This window comes from Bordetella ansorpii (assembly GCF_900078315.1).
Taxonomy (GTDB): domain Bacteria; phylum Pseudomonadota; class Gammaproteobacteria; order Burkholderiales; family Burkholderiaceae_B; genus Bordetella; species Bordetella ansorpii.
On sequence record NZ_FKBS01000025.1, the window covers coordinates 396,543 to 413,914 of the forward strand.

16 protein-coding genes are annotated in these 17,372 nt (G+C 69.6%); 7 read left to right on the plus strand and 9 right to left on the minus strand.

The features are described 5' to 3' along the window. Nucleotides 1–38: 38 nt before the first annotated feature. Nucleotides 39–1,016 carry an arsenic resistance protein gene (locus A7W11_RS19445; protein ID WP_066417459.1) on the minus strand — a complete coding sequence of 326 codons (978 nt, stop codon included), beginning with the start codon at nucleotides 1,014–1,016 and terminating at the stop codon, nucleotides 39–41. Between the two features lie 317 nt (nucleotides 1,017–1,333). On the opposite strand from A7W11_RS19445, the gene A7W11_RS19450 reads away from it, so the two are divergent. Genes A7W11_RS19450 through A7W11_RS19480 form a run of 7 tightly spaced genes read left to right on the plus strand, consistent with a single transcriptional unit; the run spans nucleotide 1,334 to nucleotide 9,137 of the window. Continuing rightward, a complete protein-coding gene (locus A7W11_RS19450; RefSeq protein ID WP_066417461.1) occupies nucleotides 1,334–3,679 on the plus strand; it encodes a bifunctional salicylyl-CoA 5-hydroxylase/oxidoreductase in 2,346 nt (781 codons plus the stop codon). Next, on the plus strand, nucleotides 3,676–4,464 hold the full coding sequence (locus tag A7W11_RS19455) for an SDR family NAD(P)-dependent oxidoreductase (RefSeq protein ID WP_066417462.1): 789 nt from the start codon (nucleotides 3,676–3,678) through the stop codon (nucleotides 4,462–4,464). The genes A7W11_RS19450 and A7W11_RS19455 overlap by 4 nt, the downstream gene beginning before the upstream one ends. 33 nt (nucleotides 4,465–4,497) lie before the next feature. Further along, nucleotides 4,498–5,343: an enoyl-CoA hydratase family protein gene (locus A7W11_RS19460; protein WP_066417463.1), complete on the plus strand. Its 846-nt coding sequence runs from the start codon at nucleotides 4,498–4,500 to the stop codon at nucleotides 5,341–5,343. An 8-nt stretch (nucleotides 5,344–5,351) separates the two neighbouring features. Continuing rightward, nucleotides 5,352–6,521, plus strand: coding sequence for an acyl-CoA dehydrogenase family protein (locus tag A7W11_RS19465; RefSeq protein ID WP_066419273.1), 1,170 nt, complete (start codon nucleotides 5,352–5,354; stop codon nucleotides 6,519–6,521). A 51-nt stretch (nucleotides 6,522–6,572) separates the two neighbouring features. Then, complete coding sequence (locus tag A7W11_RS19470) at nucleotides 6,573–8,252, plus strand: AMP-binding protein (RefSeq protein WP_066417464.1); 1,680 nt, start codon at nucleotides 6,573–6,575, stop codon at nucleotides 8,250–8,252. Continuing rightward, nucleotides 8,249–8,686 (plus strand): acyl-CoA thioesterase, encoded by a 438-nt coding sequence (locus tag A7W11_RS19475; protein WP_066417467.1) that lies wholly within the window; start codon nucleotides 8,249–8,251, stop codon nucleotides 8,684–8,686. Before A7W11_RS19470 ends, A7W11_RS19475 begins: the two co-directional genes overlap by 4 nt. A gap of 25 nt (nucleotides 8,687–8,711) precedes the next feature. Next, nucleotides 8,712–9,137, plus strand: coding sequence for a RidA family protein (locus A7W11_RS19480; RefSeq protein ID WP_066417470.1), 426 nt, complete (start codon nucleotides 8,712–8,714; stop codon nucleotides 9,135–9,137). A gap of 421 nt (nucleotides 9,138–9,558) precedes the next feature. Here A7W11_RS19480 and A7W11_RS19485 read toward each other — a convergent pair whose 3' ends face one another. From A7W11_RS19485 to A7W11_RS19520, 8 genes are all read right to left on the minus strand, one after another. Further along, nucleotides 9,559–10,533, minus strand: coding sequence for an ABC transporter ATP-binding protein (locus A7W11_RS19485; protein WP_066417472.1), 975 nt, complete (start codon nucleotides 10,531–10,533; stop codon nucleotides 9,559–9,561). Continuing rightward, complete coding sequence (locus A7W11_RS19490) at nucleotides 10,530–11,519, minus strand: ABC transporter ATP-binding protein (protein WP_066417474.1); 990 nt, start codon at nucleotides 11,517–11,519, stop codon at nucleotides 10,530–10,532. Before A7W11_RS19490 ends, A7W11_RS19485 begins: the two co-directional genes overlap by 4 nt. A 64-nt stretch (nucleotides 11,520–11,583) precedes the next feature. Beyond that, nucleotides 11,584–12,462, minus strand: coding sequence for an ABC transporter permease (locus tag A7W11_RS19495; protein WP_066417477.1), 879 nt, complete (start codon nucleotides 12,460–12,462; stop codon nucleotides 11,584–11,586). Further along, nucleotides 12,459–13,400, minus strand: a complete 942-nt coding sequence (locus A7W11_RS19500; RefSeq protein ID WP_066417484.1) for an ABC transporter permease — start codon at nucleotides 13,398–13,400, stop codon at nucleotides 12,459–12,461. The genes A7W11_RS19495 and A7W11_RS19500 overlap by 4 nt, the downstream gene beginning before the upstream one ends. Beyond that, nucleotides 13,397–14,536 (minus strand): NAD(P)/FAD-dependent oxidoreductase, encoded by a 1,140-nt coding sequence (locus tag A7W11_RS19505; RefSeq protein ID WP_066417487.1) that lies wholly within the window; start codon nucleotides 14,534–14,536, stop codon nucleotides 13,397–13,399. Before A7W11_RS19505 ends, A7W11_RS19500 begins: the two co-directional genes overlap by 4 nt. Further along, entirely contained in the window at nucleotides 14,533–15,933 is a 1,401-nt protein-coding gene (locus A7W11_RS19510; RefSeq protein ID WP_066417490.1) for an FAD/NAD(P)-dependent oxidoreductase, read from the minus strand. Before A7W11_RS19510 ends, A7W11_RS19505 begins: the two co-directional genes overlap by 4 nt. Further along, nucleotides 15,930–16,226 carry a (2Fe-2S)-binding protein gene (locus A7W11_RS19515; protein WP_066417497.1) on the minus strand — a complete coding sequence of 99 codons (297 nt, stop codon included), beginning with the start codon at nucleotides 16,224–16,226 and terminating at the stop codon, nucleotides 15,930–15,932. Before A7W11_RS19515 ends, A7W11_RS19510 begins: the two co-directional genes overlap by 4 nt. Then, nucleotides 16,207–17,334 carry an NAD(P)/FAD-dependent oxidoreductase gene (locus A7W11_RS19520; RefSeq protein WP_066417499.1) on the minus strand — a complete coding sequence of 376 codons (1,128 nt, stop codon included), beginning with the start codon at nucleotides 17,332–17,334 and terminating at the stop codon, nucleotides 16,207–16,209. Before A7W11_RS19520 ends, A7W11_RS19515 begins: the two co-directional genes overlap by 20 nt. Nucleotides 17,335–17,372: the final 38 nt, after the last annotated feature.

Consider the following 17,372-nt stretch of genomic DNA (forward strand, 5'->3'; position numbering starts at 1 on the left):
GCCAGGCACAGGGCCCCGCAAGCCGCAATGCCTGGCGCCTATGGCGATATCCGCGCCGCGGCCCCCAAACGCGGGATCACTTTCACATAGACCAGCTCGCTGGCCAGTTCTACCAGGGTCTGGGCAACGATCACCGCGGGCACCCAGGGCACCGCGCCCGGAATGGCCAGTCCCAGCGGCAACACCACCAGGGAATTGCGCGTGGCGCTGCTGAACGCCACGGCGCGCCCTTGCTCCGCGGGCAAGCGCCACAGGCAGGCGCAGCCCCATCCCAGCAGCGGCGCCACGACCGCGAAAACCGCATAGACAGGCACCACGGCCAACGCCGCGTCCGCGGCCCGGCCCAGTTGCGGGGTGACCGCCGCCACCACCACGAACAGCACCACCGTCGTCGCCGGCACGGGCAGGAGTCCCAGCGCGGCCACGGTTGACCGGCCTGCCCCCGAGCGCGCCGCCCACGCCTGGCACGCCGCGGCCAATGCCAGCGGCGCCGCGATCAGGGAGAGAAAGGCGTGCAGGAACGGCTGCCAATGCACCAGCCCCTTGCCCGCCTCGCCCAGGAACCACCCCAGGAAGACCGGCAGCAGCAGCATCTGCATGGCCAGCAGCACCGGCGTGGCGGCCAACAGGGGCCGGGTATCCGATCGCCCCAGATACGCGAAGGTGACGACGTAGTCGATGCAGGGCGTCAGCAGCACCAGCAGGACGCCGATGCGCGGCAGCGGATCGGCTGGCAGCCAGGGCAACAGCGCGAAGACCAGCACCGGCACCAGCACGAAGTTGGCCGTGAGCAAGGCGCCCAGGAAGCGCAGGTTGGACAGCGCCTGGCGCAGCTCGGTCAGCGGCACCTGCAGGAAGGTGACGAACAGCATGAACCCCAGCAAGGGGTCGATGAGCGGCGCCAGCGACGCCGTGCCCGGCGCCTGCCAGGCCAGCAGGACAGCGGCCGCGACGGCGGCGAAGTAGACGGGAACCTGCCGGGTTTCGAGCAGTTCGCGCGTGTGGGAAAGGGACACGGATGATCTGAGGGAACGCGTGACGGCCGGCGGCGACGCCGGAAGATCGGCCCCAAGAAATACCACATGGCGACTACGCCGCATCGAATGCCCGCCGTGAACCGCCATGACAGGCGAGCCAAGACCGCATGGTACGCATGCGCCGTGAAGGACGGCAGCGTCATCCCGTCCTATTCCATCCTCGGGATTTCCCTGACGTAGAAGTCCGTATTGCACCACCCTGCGCTTGCGTTATATATTTCAAGCCTAAACTATATAGGCATGTACTGTCCTTTTGCCGGGCACGTCGTCCCGCAGGGCCTCACGGAGCACGCGTCATGAAAATCGTCTGCCTGGGCGGCGGTCCCGCCGGCCTGTACTTCGGGCTGCTGATGAAACTGCAGAACCCCGCAAACGAAGTCGTCGTGGTCGAGCGCAACCGTCCCTACGACACCTTCGGCTGGGGCGTCGTGTTCTCCGACGCCACCATGGAGAACCTGCGGCAGGCCGACCCCGTCTCGGCGCGCACCATCGGCGACGCCTTCAACCACTGGGACGACATCGACATCCATTTCAAGGGCCGCAGCATCCGCACCAGCGGCCACGGCTTCATCGGCATCGGCCGCAAGCACCTGCTGAACATCCTGCAGGCGCGCTGCGAGGAAGTCGGCGTGCAACTGGTGTTCGAAACCTACGTGCAGGACGACCAGGCGCTGGCGCGCCAGTACGACGCCGACCTGGTGGTGGCCGCGGACGGCCTGAACAGCCTGGCGCGCACGCGCTACGCCGACACCTTCAAGCCCGACATCGATCCGCGCCGCTGCCGCTTCGTGTGGCTGGGCACCACCAAGACCTTCGACGCCTTCACCTTCGCCTTCGTCGAGACCGAGCACGGCTGGTTCCAGGCGCACGCCTATCGTTTCGAAGACGGCATGTCGACCTTCATCGTCGAGACGCCGGAAGAAACCTGGCAGGCCAGCGGCATCGAATCCATGAGCCAGGAAGAAGGCATCGCCTACTGCGAGCAGCTGTTCGCGCCCTGGCTCGACGGCCATCGCCTCGTCAGCAACGCCGGGCACCTGCGCGGCTCGGCCATCTGGATCCGCTTTCCGCGCGTCATCTGCCATACCTGGGTGCACTGGAACACGCTGGACACCGACCGCGGCCAGCGCCGCGTGCCCGTGGTGTTGATGGGCGACGCGGCGCACACGGCACACTTCTCCATCGGCTCGGGCACCAAGCTGGCGCTGGAAGACGCCATCGAACTGGCGCGCTGCCTGCAGGGCGCGCAAGACCTGCCCGCGGGCCTGCAGCACTACGAAGACGTGCGCAGCGTAGAAGTGCTGAAAATCCAGAACGCCGCGCGCAACTCCACCGAATGGTTCGAGAATGTGCAGCGCTATGCCGGCCTGCCGCCCGAGCAGTTCGCCTATTCGCTGCTGACGCGTTCGCAGCGCATCTCGCACGAGAACCTGCGGGTGCGCGATGCCCAGTGGCTGCAAGGCCACGAGGCCTGGATCGCCGAGCAGGCCGGCGCGCCCGCCGAAGGCAGGCGTCCACCCCTGCCCATGCTCACGCCGTATCGGGCGCGCAGCGTGCGCCTGCCCAACCGCATCGTCGTGTCGCCCATGGCCATGTACTCGTGCCAGGACGGCGTGCCCGGCGAATTCCACCTCGTCCACCTGGGCGCGCGGGCGCTGGGCGGGGCGGGCCTGGTCATGGTCGAGATGACCTGCCCCTCGCCCGATGCGCGCATCACCCCCGGCTGCCCGGGGCTGTGGAACGACGAACAGGCCGAGGCCTTCGCGCGCATCGTGCGCTTCGTGCACGGCAACAGCCAGGCGCGCATCGGCATCCAGCTGGGCCACGCGGGGCGCAAAGGGTCCACCCAGCTGGGCTGGCAGCGCATGGATCATCCGCTCGCCGACGGCAACTGGCCGCTGCTGTCGGCCTCGGCGCTGCCCTACCTGCCCGGCATTTCGCAAACGCCGCGCGCCATGACGCGCGACGACATGGACCGCGTACGCGATGAATTCGCCGCCGCCGCGCGCCGCGCCGCGCAGGCCGGCTTCGACTGGCTGGAACTGCACTGCGCGCACGGCTACCTGCTGTCCAGCTTCATCTCGCCGCTGACCAACCAGCGCACCGACGAATACGGCGGCAGCCTGGAAAACCGCCTGCGCTATCCGCTCGAAGTCTTCCAGGCGGTGCGGGCGGCATGGCCCGACAACCTGCCCATGTCGGTGCGCATCTCGGCGCACGACTGGGTCGAGGGCGGCATCGACGGCGACGATGCGGTCGAGATCGCGCGGGCGTTCAAGGCCGCGGGCGCCGACATGGTCGACTGCTCGTCCGGCCAGGTCAGCCCCGACCAGCAGCCGGTGTACGGCCGCATGTTCCAGACGCCCTTCGCCGACCGCGTGCGCAACGAGGCGGGCATTCCCACCATCGCGGTGGGCGCCATCTTCGAAGCCGACCACGTCAACGGCATCATCGCCTCGGGCCGCGCCGATCTCTGCGCACTGGCCCGCCCGCACCTGGCCGATGCCGCCTGGACGCTGCGCGAAACCGCGCACGTGGGCTTCCGGGACGTGCCGTGGCCGCCGCAGTACGCCGCCGGCAAGCGCCAGCTGGAAACCAACTTCGAACGCGCCAACGCCATGGCGCAACAGGACACCAAATGAATCACGCCTCCCTCCCCCTGGCCGGCCGCCATGCCCTGGTGACGGGCGCGGCGCGCGGCATCGGGCTGGCCTGCGCGCGCGCGCTGCTGGCGCAGGGCGCGGCGGTCACGCTGCTGGGCCGGGACGCCGCCACGCTGCAGGCCGCCGCGGACGGCCTCGGTGCGCCAGACCGCGTGGGCATCGCCAGCGCCGACGTGGCCGACGCGGCCTCGGTGCAGGCGGCTTTCGCCCAGGCCGTCGAACGCCATGGCCCGGTGCACATCCTGGTGAACAACGCCGGCCAGGCCATCAGCCAGCGCTTCGACCGCACCGACGCCGCGCTGTGGCAGGCCATGCTCGACGTCAACCTCAGCGGCACCTTCCATTGCATGCAGGCCGCGCTGCCCGGCATGCTGGAACAGGGCTGGGGCCGCATCATCAACGTGGCCAGCACCGCCGGGCTGGTGGGCTACGCCTACGTCGGCGCCTATTGCGCGGCCAAGCACGGCGTCATCGGACTGACACGCGCCGTGGCGCTGGAGGTCGCGCGCAAGGGCGTCACCGTCAACGCAGTGTGCCCCGGCTACACCGACACCGACATCGTGCGCGATGCCGTGGCCAACATCGTGCAGAAGACCGGCCTGAGCGATACCGACGCGCGCGCCCGCCTGGCCGAACGCAATCCGCAGGGCCGCCTGGTCGATCCGCAAGAGGTCGCCGACACCGTGGCCTGGCTGGCATTGCCCGCCTCCGCGTCCCTAAACGGGCAGGCCATCGCGGTCGATGGCGGAGAGGTCGCCGGCTGAGCCGCCCCCGAACGCATCCATACGGAGACACGCATGTCCGAACACACCATGAAGCATCACCGGCGCCCGTACGCGGGCCACGAGGCGCGCACCTTCCTGTGGCAGGTCTCGCAGGACGGCAAGGTCGGCACCATCACGCTGAACCGTCCCGAGCGCAAGAACCCGCTCACTTTCGACTCCTATGCCGAGTTGCGCGACCTGTTCCGCGGCCTGGTTTATGCCACCGACATCAAGGTGGTGGTGGTCACCGGCGCGGGCGGCAACTTCTGCTCGGGCGGCGACGTGCACGAGATCATCGGGCCGCTGACCAAGATGAGCATGCCCGAACTGCTGGACTTCACCCGCATGACGGGCGACCTGGTCAAGGCCATGCGCGCGTGCCCCCAGCCCATCGTGGCCGCGGTCGATGGCGTGTGCGCCGGCGCGGGCGCCATGGTGGCCCTGGCGTCCGACATGCGCCTGGGCACCCCGGCCGCGCGCACCGCATTCCTGTTCACCCGCGTGGGCCTGGCGGGCGCCGACATGGGCGCCTGCACGCTGCTGCCGCGCATGATCGGCCAGGGCCGCGCCAGCGAGCTGCTGTACACCGGCCGCGCCATGACCGCCGACGAGGGCCTGCAATGGGGCTTCTTCAACGCCCTGCACGAGCCCCAGGCGCTGGCCGAAGCCACGGCGCAACTGGCTACCCAACTGGCCGCCGGCCCCACGTTCGCGCATGGCGTCACCAAGAAACTGCTGCACCAGGAATGGAACATGGGCGTGGACGAAGCCATCGAGGCCGAAGCCGAAGCCCAGGCCATCTGCATGCAGACGCGCGACTTCCATCGGGCCTACGAGGCCTTCGTCAGCAAGCGCAAGCCCGAGTTCGCCGGAGACTGACCATGCCCATGCGCGATGCCTCCTGGCTGGACTGGCCCTTCTTCGACGACAGCCATCGTGCCCTGGCGCACGAACTGGACGCCTGGTGTGGCCAGGCGCTGGCGCACATCGACCACGCCGACACGGACAATGCCTGCCGCTCGCTGGTGCGCGCGCTGGGCGAGGCCGGCTGGCTGTGCCATTGCGTGCCCGCGGGGCCGGACGGCGCCTGGGGCGGCAAGCTGCCGCAAGTGGATTCGCGCGCGGTCTGCGTGCTGCGCGAAACCCTGGCGCGCCACGAGGGCCTGGCCGATTTCGCCTGCGCCATGCAGGGCCTGGGCAGCGGCGCCATCTCGCTGATGGGCGCCGACGACCTGCGGCTGCGCTACCTGCCCGCCGTGGCCAGCGGTCGGGCCATCGCGGCCTTCGCGCTGTCCGAACCCGAGGCGGGTTCCGACGTCGCGGCCATGGCCTGCGAGGCGCGCGCAGAGGGCGAACACTACGTCCTGAACGGCGAGAAGACCTGGATCTCGAACGGCGGCATCGCCGATTTCTACTGTGTCTTCGCGCGCACCGGCGAAGCGCCCGGCGCACGCGGCATCAGCGCCTTCGTGGTCGATGCCGACACACCCGGCCTGGACATCGCCGAACGCTTCGACCTGATCGCGCCGCATCCGCTGGCGCGCCTGCGCTTTTCCAACTGCCGCATTCCCGCCAGCCAGCGGCTGGGCGATCCCGGCCAGGGCTTCAAGCTGGCCATGATGACGCTGGACATCTTCCGCGCCTCGGTGGCGGCCGCCGCGCTGGGTTTCGCCAAGCGCGCGCTGGACGAAGGCCTGGCGCGCGCGCGCGAACGCCGCATGTTCGGCCAGACACTGGCCGACCTGCAACTGACCCAGGCCGCGTTCGGCGACATGGCCACCGCCATCGACGGCGCCGCGTTGCTCACCTACCGCGCCGCCTGGCTGCGCGACGTGAAAGGCGTGCGCACCACGCGCGAGGCGGCAATGGCCAAGATGGCGGCCACCGAGTCGGCGCAATCCGTCATCGACCGCGCCCTGCAGATGTTCGGCGGCGCGGGCGTGGTGTCCGGGCAGCCTGTGGAAAAGCTCTACCGCGAGATCCGCGCCCTGCGCATCTATGAAGGGGCCACCGAGGTGCAGAAGCTGATCATCGCCCGCGAACTGCTCAAGGCCTGACACGCGCGGGCCCATACGCATACGGCAATGCCGACAACAAGGGGAAATACCATGGAAGCATCCGCGCACGTAGACACCTTCGCCCGAGACAACCTGCCGCCGCCCGAGCTATGGCCCGAGCTGCTGCTGGATGGCCCCGACGTGGCGTATCCCAAGCGGTTCAACTGCGCGGTCGAACTGGTCGACGCCATGGCCGCGAATGGCCACGGCGAGCGCGTCGCGCTGCGCTGGCTCTCCGATGCCGGCCCGGCCACGATGACGTACGAGCAACTGCGCGTGCTGACCAACCGCATCGCGCACGTGCTGGTCGACGACATGAAGCTCGTGCCCGGCAACCGCGTATTGCTGCGCGGCCCGAACAATCCCATGATGGCGGCCTCGTGGCTGGCGGCCATCAAGGCGGGGCTGGTCACCGTGCCCACCATGCCGCTGCTGCGCGCCAAGGAGCTGCACCAGATCATCGAGAAGGCCCAGGTGCAGGCCGTGCTGTGCGACGCCCGCCTGAAAGACGAAGCCCTGACCTGCAAGCAGGAGGGCCACGAGCACCACTGCGGCGGCCTGGGCCCGGTGATGCTGTTCAACGACGCCGCGCCCGATGCCCTGGATGCGCTGGCGGCCGCCAAGCCCGACGAGTTCACGGCGTGCGACACCTCGGCCGAGGACGTCTGCCTGATCGCCTTCACCAGCGGCACCACCGGCCTGCCCAAGGGCTGCATGCACTTCCACCGTGACGTGCTGGCCATGTGCGACCTGTTCCCGCGCCACGTCATCCAGCCCACGGCCGACGACGTGTTCTGCGGCACGCCGCCGCTGGCCTTCACCTTCGGCCTGGGCGGGCTGCTGTGCTTTCCGCTGCGCGCGGGCGCCAGCACGGTGCTGGTCGAGAAACTCACGCCCGACCTGCTGCTGCAGACCATCCAGCAATTCCGCGCCACCATCGTGTTCACCGCGCCCACGTTCTACCGCCAGATGTCCGCGCTGGTGGGCAAGTACGACATCTCATCCCTGCAGAAAAGCGTGTCGGCGGGCGAGGCCTTGCCCGACGCCACGCGCCAGCTCTGGAAACGCGCCACCGGCATCGAGATGATCGACGGCATCGGCGGCACCGAGATGATCCATGTCTTCGTCTCCAGCCCGCCCGACAGCGTACGGCCCGGCGCCATCGGCCGCGTGGTGCCCGGCTACGTCGCCCAGGTGGTGGACGACGAGATGCGCCCCGTGCCCAACGGCACGGCCGGACGGCTGGCGGTGCGCGGGCCGACCGGTTGCCGCTACCTGGCCGACGAACGCCAGCGCAAGTTCGTGCAGCAAGGCTGGAACCTGCCGGGCGACACCTTCGTGCAGGACGACGACGGCTATCTGTTCTACCAGGCGCGCAACGACGACATGATCATCTCGGCGGGCTACAACATCGCCGGCCCCGAAGTGGAAGACGCGCTGTTGCGCCACGAAGCCGTGGCGGAATGCGGCGTGGTGGGCGCACCGGACGACGAACGCGGGCAGGTGGTGAAGGCCTATGTGGTGCTCAAGCCCGGCTACAAGGCTTCCGACGCGCTGGCCTCGGCCATGCAGGCCTTCGTGAAGGACCATATCGCGCCGTACAAATACCCGCGCGCGATCGCGTTCGTGACCACGCTGCCGCGCACGGAAACCGGCAAGCTGCAACGGTTTGCGCTGCGCCAGATGGCGGCCGGCAACGCTCCCACCCCCACGGCCAAGAGCGCGGCATGAGCAAGCCCCGCCCTTTCGAAAGCCAGGTCGAGGTGCGTTTCCGGCACTGCGACCCGGCGGGCATCGTGTTCTATCCGCGCTACTTCGAGATGATCAACGACTTCGTCGAAGAGTGGTTCGACAAGGGCATGGGACTGCCTTTCCACACGCTGCACGTCGAGCAGCAGATCGGCACGCCGCTGGCGTCGGTACAGTGCGACTTTCGCGCGCCCAGCCGCTGGCACGAAAGACTGCGGCAGGTATTGACGGTACGGCACATCGGCGGCGCATCGTTGCGCGCCGAGGTGCGTTTCGAAGGAGGGGATGGCCAGTTGCGCCTGTCGGCGCTGCTGACCATCGTGACGGTGGACCTGCGCACCCTGCGTTCGACGCCGCTGCCGGACGCATTGCGCGCCCGCATGGCCGATTACCTGGTGCCGGCCCCGCGAGACTGAGGCTTTCTACAAAAGGATGATGGACATGAAGATTCTGCAACCGCCCGACTGGATGCCGCCGCGCGGCTATTCCAACGGCATGCTCGTCGAGATGACGCCGGGCTCCCGCCTGGTGTTCGTGGGCGGACAGATCGGCTGGAACGGCCTGCAGCAGTTCGAGACGGACGATTTCGCGCTGCAGGTTCGGCAGACGTTGGCGAACATCGTGGCGATATTGGCGCAAGGCGGCGCACGGCCCGAACATATCGTTCGGATGACGTGGTACGTGAAGGACAAGCAGGAGTACGTGGCGGCGTATCCCGAGATCGGCAAGCATTACCGCGAGCTCATCGGGCGGCACTTTCCGTCGATGACGGCGGTGGAGGTGGCCGATCTGGTCGAGGATCGGGCCAAGGTGGAGATTGAGGTGACGGCGGTGGTGGTGCCGGAGATGACGGGTGGGGATGCTTGATTGAAGGGGTTTTCGTCTTCAGGCGGCGCGGCGGGTGTCGCTTTGAAGGCGTCTTCGGCCGGGGTTGGCGCAGGCCGCGCCGGCCAAGTCGGTCGGCTCGGGCACGCCATCAAGCGCCCTCGGCCGCTACGCGGCTGCCCTCCCTCCAATTGGCCGTCACGGCCTGCGCCAACCCCGGCCGAAGACTCACATCAGTGGCATTCGGCGGCTGATGGGACAGCGCATCGCGGATGGCATCGTGCTTCTCCCCTGTCAATGAGGAGGGAGGAAGATCACGGTCAGCGTTTCAGGCGGTACTCCACCTGCTGGCTGGGGTGCGGAAAACATTGCGTGCAGTGGCGTGCTCATCCTTTATGAGAGCAGTGCAGACCCCCGCCCCCCACAGGATGCGTCGCCGCATGGCGACGCATCTGTCTTGCGTCTACTGTTCCACCAACGGGTAGAAACAGGCAGCCGCCCGCTCGCCGCCCAGCCCTGCCAGCGGCGGCACCTGGGCCGAGCATTGGGGTTGGGCCCGCGCGCAGCGCGGGTGGAAGGTGCAGCCTGGCGGCAGGTGCGTCGGGGCGGGAATTTCCCCTTCGATGCGGGCCAGACGGATGCGGGCCTGGGGGTCCGGCACCGGGGACGAGTCGCGCAGCACGCGGCTGTAGGGGTGCAGCGGCTTGTCCAGGACGCAGGCAGTGGGGCCCTGCTCGATGATGCGGCCCAGGTACATGACGCAGACGGTGTCGCAGAAGTGGCGGACCACGCCCAGGTCGTGCGAGACGAAGACGAAGGACAGGCCGCGCTCGGCCTTCAGGCGCTCCAGCAGTTGCAGGATCTGCGCCTGCACGGACACGTCCAGCGCCGACACGGGTTCGTCGGCGACGATCAGATCGGGGTCGAGCACCAGGGCGCGGGCGATACCGATGCGCTGGCGCTGGCCGCCCGAGAATTCGTGCGGATAACGGTCCAGCACGGAGACGGGCAGGCCGACTTCCTGGATGGTGCGTTCGACTTTTTCGTTGATCTGCTGGGCCGTGCCCAGGCGATGCACGCGCAGCGGCTCGGTCAGGGCCTGGCGCACGGTGCGGCGCGGGTTCAATGAGGCGTACGGATCCTGGAACACGATCTGGATGCGCTGGCGCAACGCGCGCAGTTCCGAGGAACTGGCGCGGCGCAGGTCCTGGCCATCGAAGTGGATGCTGCCCTCGTCGGGCTCGATCAGGCGCAGCAGGGTGCGGGCCACGGTCGACTTGCCGCAACCGGACTCGCCCACCAGGCCCAGCGACTGGCCGCGCGCCACGCTGAAGGACACGTCGTTGACGGCGCGCACGACCTGCCTGGGACCGCCCAGCAGGCCACCGCCGCTTTCGAAGCGCTTGACCAGGTTGCGCACTTGAAGAAGGTCGCTCATGGGTTTCCTTGATTCTGGTCGGCGCGCACCAGGCAGCGCACCTGATGGCCGCCGCCGATGTCCTGCAGGCGCGGCGATTCGGTCTCGCAGCGCGGCTGGCGCAGCGGGCAACGGGGCGCGTAGGCACAGCCACGGGGCATGGCGGTAATGGGCGGCACGCTGCCCGGGATGGGTTCGAGCACGTCGCTGTCGGTATCCACGCGCGGCATGGCGCGCAGCAACGCCTCGGTATAGGGATGCAGCGGCCGCGCGAACAGCGTGGCGACGTCGGCGGTCTCGACGACTTCGCCGGCGTACATCACGGCCACGCGATCGGCGATCTGCGCCACTACGCCCAGGTTGTGCGTGATGAACAGCACGGCCATGCCGTGCGCGGTCTTCAGGTCCGACAACAGGCTCAGGATCTGCGCCTGGATGGTCACGTCCAGCGCGGTGGTCGGCTCGTCGGCCAGCAGCACGCGGGGCTTGCAGGCCAGCGCCATGGCGATCATCACGCGCTGGCGCATGCCGCCCGAGAACTGGTGAGGGAAGTCGTCGAAGCGCTTGGCGGCAGCCGGGATTTTCACCTCTTCCAGTGCCTCCAGCGCCAGCGCGCGCGCCTCGCGCCACGACAGGCGGCGATGCTGGCGGATGGCCTCGGCGATCTGGTCGCCCACGGTCATGGTGGGATTCAGCGAGGTCATCGGCTCCTGGAAGATCATGGCCATGGCGTTGCCGCGCAACTGCGCCATGCGGCGCTCGGGCAGCCTGGACACGTCCTCGCCTTCGAGCAGGATCTCGCCGCCGCCGTGGCGCGCGCCGGCCTGCGGCAGCAGCCGCAGCACCGACAGCGCGGTCACGCTCTTGCCGCTGCCGGACTCGCCGACCACGGCCAGGGTTTCGTTGCGCCGCACAGTCAGCGACACGTCGCGCACGGCGGCATGCCAGGCGCCGCCCACACGGAATTCCGTGCGCAGGTTGCGCAGTTCCAGGACAGGTGCGTTCATTGTGCATCTCCGTGCGGCAGGCAGCGGGGTTCGACGCCGGCCGGGACAAGACAGATCATCGATGTCATGACCGCTCCGAACGCAGTTTGGGATCGATGGCGTCGCGCAGCGCGTCGCCCAGCAGGTTCAGGGCCAGCACCGTGACCAGGATGGCGACGCTGGGGAACACCGTCAGCCACCAGGCGTCCAGGATGTTCTCGAAGCCTTCGCGGATCATGCTGCCCCAGGTGGCCGCGGGCGGCGGCACGCCCAGGCCGATGAAAGAGAGCGAAGCCTCGGTGCGGATGGCCGAGGCCATCCACAGCGACCCCAGCACCACCACGTCCGAGATCATGTTGGGCAGGATGTGCACGCCCATCAGCCGGAACGGCCCGTAGCCCAGCGCCCTGCCCGCCTCGACGAAATCGCGCTGCTTCAGGGCGATGGTGGGCGCGCGCGCCACCCGCACGAAGGGCGCGATCTCGGTGATCGCGATGGCGATGATCAGGTTCTCCAGGCTGGCGCCCAGCATCGCGGCCACCATCAGGCCAAGCAACAGCGTGGGGAACGACAGCAGCACGTCGACCAGGCCCATGATGAACTGGTCGATCAGGCCGCCCACGTAGCCGGCGATGATGCCCAGCGCGGAGCCGATCGTCATGGCGATCAGGATGGCCACGAAGCCTACCAGCAGCGACACGCGGGCGCCGTAGATCAGGCGCGACAGCACGTCGCGGCCGTAGCTGTCGGTGCCCAGCCAGAACTCCGCCGACGGCGGTTCCAGGCGATAGACGATGTTCTGCTGCAGGGGATCGTGCGGCGCCAGCCAGGGCGCGAACACGGCGGCCAGCACGATCAGCAGCAACAGGCCGATGCCCACCCACGACAGGCGGTTCCTGCGCAGGGCCTGCCACAGCGCGCTGGTCTGCGGCGTGACGGAAGCGGTAGCGGTAGCGGCGCTCATTGGTATTTCACCCGAGGATCGACCAACCCATACACCAGGTCGGTCAGCAGATTGACGACGATCACGCAGGAGGCGAACACGACCATCAGCCCTTGCAGCAGGGTGTAGTCGCGCGCGTTCAGCGCCCCCAGGATCAGCTTGCCCAGGCCGGGGCGGTTGAACACGATCTCGGTCAGCACCGAGTTGCCGATCAGCGTGCCGAAGTACAGGCCCACCACCGTGACGATGGGGATCAGCGCATTGCGCAAGCCGTGGCGCAGCACCAGCCGCAACGGCCGCACGCCCTTGGCGCGCGCGGTGCGTACATAGTCTTCACCCAGCACGCCCAGCATCGACGAGCGCGTGACGCGCATCACGTATGCCGTCATGATGAGGCCCAGGTTGAAGGCCGGCAGCACCAGGTTGCGCAACTGCGTGGTCCAGTCGCCGGACACCGAGGAACCGATCACCGGGAACCAGCGCAGCTGGATGGCGAACACCAGCAGCATCAGGATGGCCGACACGAAGGCAGGAAACGACAGGCCCGTCAGCGACAGCAGGCGGCCCAGGTAGTCGGGCCAGGCGTTTCGGCGCAGCGCGGCCCAGATGCCCAGCGGCAGGCCGAAGACCACGCCGATCAGCACGGCGGCCAGGGTCAGCTGGATGGTCCACGGCAGCACCAGCGCCACCTCTTGCAGCACGGTGCGGCCGCTGGCCATGGACACGCCGAAGTTGCCGGTCAGCATGTCGCCCAGGAAGTGCAGGTACTGCTGGAACATCGGCAGGTCCAGGCCCAGGCGCTCGCGCAGGGCCGCAAGAGCCTCGGCGCTGGCCTGGTCGCCCAGCATCACCGCCGCCGGATCGCCCGGCACCAACCGCACCAGCACGAACACGGCCGTCAGCATGGCCAGCAGCGTGGGGATGGCCAGCAACAGGCGCTTGATGGCATAGCGCATCATGATTGCTTCTCCTGCGCGGCGGGCTGCATCAGCCGTTGCGCCTGTATGTGCTGAATGGGCCGTTTCGTCGATCCCCGCACCACTAGATCGGCCAAGGTGGCGCCCACCACGGGCACCAGCTCGAAACCGTGGCCCGAGAACCCGAAGGCATGGAACACGCCCGGCGCGTTGGGCGACGGGCCGACCACGGGCAGCAGGTCCTCGGTCTTGGCTTCCAGGCCCGCCCAGACGCGCACGATGCGGATGTCGCGCACCATCGGGAACAGGTCGACGGCGGCGCGCGCGCCCTTGGACAGCACGCGCATGCGGGCCGTCGAGGTCTCGCGGTCCAGGTCGGGGATGCCCTGCAGGCCGCCGCCGATCACCAGCGTGCCCTGGTCGGACTGCTTGAACGACAGCGAGCGGCCCATGATGGCCACCACCGGCTTGATGAAGGGACGCAGCCGCTCGCTGACCATCATCATCGAGGACTTGGTGGCCAGCGGGATGTCGTCGCCCACCATGGCGGCGATGCGCGCGGACCAGGCGCCCGCGGCATTGACCACGGCCGGTGCGATCCAGGTGCGGCCGCCGGCCAGCACGGCCCAGTCCTGGCCGCGCCGCTCGATGGCGGTCACGCCGCATTGCTCGACGATCTTTACCCCCGCGGCCTCGGCGCTGTGGCGGAAGGCGCGCAGCGCGCGATGCGGATCGGCCGCGCCGTCACGCCGGGCGATGGAAGCGCCCAGGCAATGCGGGCTCAGGTCGGGCAGCAGGCGGCGCAGTTCGTCCTGCCCGATAAGTTCTTCGTGCGTGTAGCCAGCGGCGCGCAGGCCGTCGACCCGCGCCTGCAGCTTGGCCAGCGCCTCGGGCGTCTCGGCCACGCAGATCTGGCCGTTGGCATGGAAGCCGCAGTCGTCGCCCACCAGCGATTCCAGCGCATGCCACATGTCCATCGATTCGAGCGACAGGTCCAGCTCGCGGCGGTCGCGGTTCAGCGTGCGCACGCCCGCCGCGGTGGCGCCCGACGCATGGCGGCCCACCCAGTGCTTCTCCAGCACGACGACGCGCCTGCCCGCGCGCGCCAGATGCAGCGCGGCCGACAGCCCGTGCAGACCACCGCCGATGACAACGACGTCCTGCGTCGCAGTACTCATTGCTGCCCCCCATCCACATCCAGGCTGGCCAGCTCGCCCAGCGTCAGCGGCTTGAGCGGCGGACGAATGCGGTAGAAGCCGACCTCGGCCACGGGCCTGCCCTGCTCGGCCGCCACGATGTGGGCGATGGTGTAGCCGCACTGGCGGCCCTGGCACGGGCCCATGCCCGCTCGGGTGTACGACTTGATCTGGTTGGGACCGGGCTGGCCGATGCGCGCGGCGCGGCGGATCTCGCCCGCGGTCAGCTCCTCGCAGCGGCACACGATGGTGTCGTCCGACGGCGCGATCACGCTGGCGCGCGGCGGATACATGGCGTCCAGCATGGGACGCAGGTTCAGGTCGCCCGCCAGCCTGGCGCGCAGCGGTTCGGCGCGGCGCCGGGCGTCGGCCTCGGTGATGGCGCCGGCGCGCAAGGCGATGCCGATGGCGGCCAGCTCGCCACGCACGGTGGCAGCCTTGGCGCCGCCGATGCCCGCGCCGTCGCCGGCCACGAACACGCCGGCCTGGCTGGTCTGGCCCCACGCGTCCAGCTCGGGCGCCATGCAGGCCTGCGCATCGTTCCACTGATGCGCGCACTCCAGCGCGCGCGTCATGTGGATGGACGGCACCACGCCCTCGTGCGCCAGCAACACCTGCGCGGGCTTGCGCTCGGTCTTGCCGTCGCGCGTGGTGTATTCGATCTCCTGCAGGCGGCCATCGCCCGAGGCGCGGAACTGCGTCACGCCGCGCACGCGTGGCACGCCGGCGCGCTTGAGCTCGCCCAGCCAGCCCAGGCCCTTGCGCAGTTCGGGCCAGCCGCGCAGCGCGGCCGACAGGTGCGGCAAGGCGCGCTTCCACGCATCGGGCGGCGAGGTGTCCAGCCAGCCGGCGATGCGGCCGCCGGCGCGCAGCAACTGCGCCATGTACAGCAACGGCAACGGACCGCTGCCAGCCACCCACACGGGCTGCGCGGGCACCTGGCGCGAGGTCTTCAGCAGGATCTGCGCGGCGCCCACCGTCAGCACGCCCGGCAGCGTCCAGCCCGGGAACGGCGCGGGACGCTCCTGCGCGCCCGTGGCCAGCAGCACGTTGTCGGCGCGCACCACTTCAGCCTTGCCCGCATGGCTCATGTAGACGTGCCAGCCCGGCTCGATCTGCCAGACCTGCGTCTGCGGCTCGTACAGGGCGCCACAGGCGCGGAACGCGCGGGCCAGCTCGGCGCCGGCGCGGTATTCGTCGCCCAGCAGCGCGCCGGTGGGCGTGGCCGCCACGGTTTCGACCGCGCGCCAGATCTGGCCGCCCGGCGCGGGCTGCTCGTCCACCACGATCACCGAAAGGCCCGCGGCGCGCAGGCCGATGGCCGCGCTCATGCCGGCGGGGCCGGCGCCCACGATCAGTACGTTGAATTCGCGCATCATGGCTGCACGCTCCGCTTGCCCATCTGGCGCTGGACCTGCATGCCTTCGCGCACGGTCGTCAGGCACGTCTGGGTAGAGGCCACGCCGTCCACGATCGCCAGGCAATCGAAGCACACGCCCATCATGCAGTAAGGCGCGCGCGGGCTCTCGTGCACGGGGGTCGTGCGCGAGGCGGGCTGGGACTGGCGCAGCAGCACCGCGGCGACGGTCTCGCCAGGCGAGGCTTGCACGGGCTGTCCGTCTATCGTCAAGGTCAGCGCCTGCGCGCCGGGGTCATCCAGCTTGCGGAACATCGAAGCGTCCATGGTGAAAGGCATCCAGGTCGGCTGGCACGGCGCCGTGGGCCAACGCGCGGGCATAAGGCCCCGCGTGGTACGACGCCAGCGTCACGCCGGAGTGACAAAGCGCGATCGACGCGCCGGGAAAATCAGCCGACTCGGCGTAGACCGGGCAGCCGTCGGAAGTCATGACGCGCAGGCACGACCATTGCCGCACCAGGCGCGCGCCGGCCAGGGCGGGCAGCACGCGCAGGGCGTTGCGGGTCATGCGCACGGCGGCGTCGGTGGTGGTGGACAGGTCGTAGCCGACGCGTTCCTGCGTCAGCCCGATCAGCACGCTGCCCTCGCCCGTCTGGCGCATGCCGCTGGCCGGCAGCGGCAGCAGGGGCGCCAGGCGTTCGGTGACGAGAATCTGGCCGCGCTCGGGGCGCAGCGGCACGTCCAGGCCCACCTGCCGGCCCAGCGCGGTGGAACCCAGCCCCGCGGCGATGACCACGCGCGCCGCGCGCCAGGTGCCGCCCGCGGCATCGACCGCGAAGCCGCCACCCGCCACCGGGCGGATGGCGGTGACGGCATGGCGTCCGCGCAGCTCGCCGCCGCGCGAGATGAAGGCCGATTGCAGCGCGGCCAGCAGGCGCAGCGGGTTGGCGTGGCCGTCCTGCGCGCCATGGCTGGCCCCGGAAACGTCCGGCCCCAGTTGCAGGTGCGGATAACGGCGCATGATCTCGCCGCGGTCCCACATCTGGACGCACGGCGCCTGTTCGGGCGCCTGCCGCTGCCACTGCGCCATGCGCGCGGCCCGCTCTTCCAGCTGCTTCTCGCCGAAGCAGTAATGCAGGCCGCCACGCTGGTCATAGGCCAGGTCGATACCGGTCTCGGCCTGCAAGGCCGCGGCGAATTCGGGCCACAGCCGCACGGCCTGCCGCGACAGGCGTTGGTAATGCGGATGGTTGTAGCCCTTGCCCTGCAGCCACACCAGGCCGAAATTGGCCTTGGCCGCGCGGAAGTCCGTGTCGCCGCCGTCCAGCATCAGCACGCGCTGGCCGCAGCCGGCCAGGCCGCAGGCGATGGCCGCGCCCACCATGCCGGCGCCGGCGACGACGACGTCGTAGTCCTCAGCCATGGCGCGCTCCTCGCGCCACGCGGCGTGCTTGCGGTAAT

What these genes read in the sequence shown, in the direction of transcription:
- A7W11_RS19520 (WP_066417499.1), bottom strand. Translation starts at nt 17,334, where the DNA reads ATGGCTGAGGACTACGACGTCGTCGTCGCCGGCGCCGGCATGGTGGGC.
- A7W11_RS19450 (WP_066417461.1), top strand. Translation starts at nt 1,334, where the DNA reads ATGAAAATCGTCTGCCTGGGCGGCGGTCCCGCCGGCCTGTACTTCGGG.
- A7W11_RS19470 (WP_066417464.1), top strand. Translation starts at nt 6,573, where the DNA reads ATGGAAGCATCCGCGCACGTAGACACCTTCGCCCGAGACAACCTGCCG.
- A7W11_RS19455 (WP_066417462.1), top strand. Translation starts at nt 3,676, where the DNA reads ATGAATCACGCCTCCCTCCCCCTGGCCGGCCGCCATGCCCTGGTGACG.
- A7W11_RS19510 (WP_066417490.1), bottom strand. Translation starts at nt 15,933, where the DNA reads ATGATGCGCGAATTCAACGTACTGATCGTGGGCGCCGGCCCCGCCGGC.
- A7W11_RS19490 (WP_066417474.1), bottom strand. Translation starts at nt 11,519, where the DNA reads ATGAACGCACCTGTCCTGGAACTGCGCAACCTGCGCACGGAATTCCGT.
- A7W11_RS19475 (WP_066417467.1), top strand. Translation starts at nt 8,249, where the DNA reads ATGAGCAAGCCCCGCCCTTTCGAAAGCCAGGTCGAGGTGCGTTTCCGG.
- A7W11_RS19515 (WP_066417497.1), bottom strand. Translation starts at nt 16,226, where the DNA reads ATGTTCCGCAAGCTGGATGACCCCGGCGCGCAGGCGCTGACCTTGACG.
- A7W11_RS19495 (WP_066417477.1), bottom strand. Translation starts at nt 12,462, where the DNA reads ATGAGCGCCGCTACCGCTACCGCTTCCGTCACGCCGCAGACCAGCGCG.
- A7W11_RS19465 (WP_066419273.1), top strand. Translation starts at nt 5,352, where the DNA reads ATGCGCGATGCCTCCTGGCTGGACTGGCCCTTCTTCGACGACAGCCAT.
- A7W11_RS19485 (WP_066417472.1), bottom strand. Translation starts at nt 10,533, where the DNA reads ATGAGCGACCTTCTTCAAGTGCGCAACCTGGTCAAGCGCTTCGAAAGC.
- A7W11_RS19500 (WP_066417484.1), bottom strand. Translation starts at nt 13,400, where the DNA reads ATGATGCGCTATGCCATCAAGCGCCTGTTGCTGGCCATCCCCACGCTG.
- A7W11_RS19505 (WP_066417487.1), bottom strand. Translation starts at nt 14,536, where the DNA reads ATGAGTACTGCGACGCAGGACGTCGTTGTCATCGGCGGTGGTCTGCAC.
- A7W11_RS19460 (WP_066417463.1), top strand. Translation starts at nt 4,498, where the DNA reads ATGTCCGAACACACCATGAAGCATCACCGGCGCCCGTACGCGGGCCAC.
- A7W11_RS19480 (WP_066417470.1), top strand. Translation starts at nt 8,712, where the DNA reads ATGAAGATTCTGCAACCGCCCGACTGGATGCCGCCGCGCGGCTATTCC.